Here is a 1,814-nt window from a genome sequence, read left to right on the forward strand (position 1 = left end):
GGTCGATCAGGTGCGCAACATGATGTTGGTCACCGTGTTCGTGTTTATCGGCATCGAGGGCGCCAGCGTGTATTCGGCGCGCGCCGAGAAGCGCTCGGACGTGGGCCGCGCCACCGTGATCGGTTTTCTTGGCGTGCTGGCGCTGTTGGTGCTGGTGAATGTGCTGTCCCTGGGCATCATGAGCCAGCCGGAGCTGGCGCAATTGCAAAACCCTTCACTGGCGGGTGTGCTGGAACATATCGTCGGGCCGTGGGGCGCGATGGCGATCAGCATCGGGTTGGCCGTGTCGCTGCTCGGCGCCTTGCTGTCATGGGCGCTGCTGTGTGCGGAAATCCTCTACGCCACCGCTCATGACAAAACCATGCCGGCCTTCCTGAAAAAGGAAAACCCCAACCGGGTGCCGGTCAACGCGTTGTGGCTGACCAACGTGATGATCCAGGTGTTCCTGGTGATCACGCTGTTTTCCCACAGCACCTACACCACCCTGATTTACCTGGCCTCGTCGATGATCCTGGTGCCGTACCTGTGGTCGGCGGCCTATGCGGTGTTGTTGAGCGGGCGCGGCGAAACCTATGCCGGTGCCCAGCGCCAGCGTTATAAGGATTTGCTGGTCGGCCTGATAGCTCTTGGCTATGCCGTCTGGCTGCTGTACGCCGGTGGCTTGAAGTACCTGCTGCTCTCGGCATTGTTGTATGCGCCCGGCGTGATCCTGTTTGCCCTGGCCAAGCGCGAACAGGGCCAGCCCTTGTTTACGCACATGGAAAAAGGCATTTTCAGCTGCGTGATCGCGGGCGCGGGGCTGGCGGCTTATGGGCTGTATAGCGGGGTGTTGTCGTTGTGAGATTGGCGTATCAGCCGCCCTATGACTGGGCGGCAATGCTGGGTTTTTTATCGGCGCGGGCCATCACCGGGCTGGAGACCGTGGAGGCGGGCGTGTACCGGCGCAGCATCAGCGTGAACGGGCTGCACGGCTGCATCAGCGTGGCGCCGGGCGCGGGCGATTGGCTGGAGGTGGGCGTCGAGTTTCCCGACACGGCGGCGCTGCCTGAGATCGAGCGGCGCCTGCGGGCGATGTTCGATCTGGACGCCCGGCCTGGGTTGATCAATGCGCAGCTGGCCGCCGACCCGTTGATGGCACAACTGGTGGCTGCGCGCCCTGGCCTGCGTGTACCGGGGACGTGGGACGGTTTGGAACTGGCGATTCGTGCGGTGCTGGGCCAGCAGATCACGGTGGTCGCGGCCATTCGCCTGGCGGGTAAATTGGTGGTGCAGTATGGCCAGCCGCTGCAAACGCCGTATGCCGGTATTACCCATGTGTTTCCTGTTGCCGAAGTCTTGGCGGCGGCGGACCTCGCGACCTTGGGCATGCCCAAGGCGCGGGGCCGTACTTTGTCAGGTGTGGCTCAGGCGTTGCTGGATGATCCGCAGTTATTTGCACCCAAGGCCAACCTCAAGGACGGCGTGGCGCGGCTGGTGGCCTTGCCGGGAATCGGCGACTGGACCGCGCAGTACATCGCCATGCGTCAGTTGCGTGAGCCGGATGCGTTTGCGTCGGGGGATATTGGTTTGATCAATGCGCTGGCGGCACTGGAAGGCGGGCCGGTGTCGGCGCGGCAGTTGTTGGCGCGTGCCGAGGCGTGGCGGCCTTTAAGGGCGTATGCGGCGCAGCATTTGTGGACGTCGTTGAGCAGAATGGATTGATGACATCTTTTAGGGCCTCATCGCAGGCAAGCCAGCTCCCACATTCGACTTTGTTCACACTTTCAAGTGTAAGAGCCAGCTCCCACATTTGACGGTGTTCACACATCCAATGT

General features: G+C 62.4%; 2 protein-coding genes. Both read left to right on the forward strand.

Features of this window, described 5'->3' with window-relative positions; translation table 11 throughout:
- Positions 1 to 841 (forward strand): amino acid permease (locus FEM54_RS31770; RefSeq protein WP_138454191.1); only part of this gene is annotated, 841 nt, incomplete at its 5' end.
- Positions 838 to 1,701 carry a DNA-3-methyladenine glycosylase family protein gene (locus FEM54_RS31775; RefSeq protein ID WP_138454192.1) on the forward strand — a complete coding sequence of 288 codons (864 nt, stop codon included), beginning with the start codon at positions 838 to 840 and terminating at the stop codon, positions 1,699 to 1,701. The genes FEM54_RS31770 and FEM54_RS31775, both read left to right, overlap by 4 nt.
- The last annotated feature ends 113 nt before the right edge of the window (positions 1,702 to 1,814 follow it).

It is taken from the genome of Pseudomonas edaphica, assembly GCF_005863185.1.
Lineage (GTDB): Bacteria > Pseudomonadota > Gammaproteobacteria > Pseudomonadales > Pseudomonadaceae > Aquipseudomonas > Aquipseudomonas edaphica.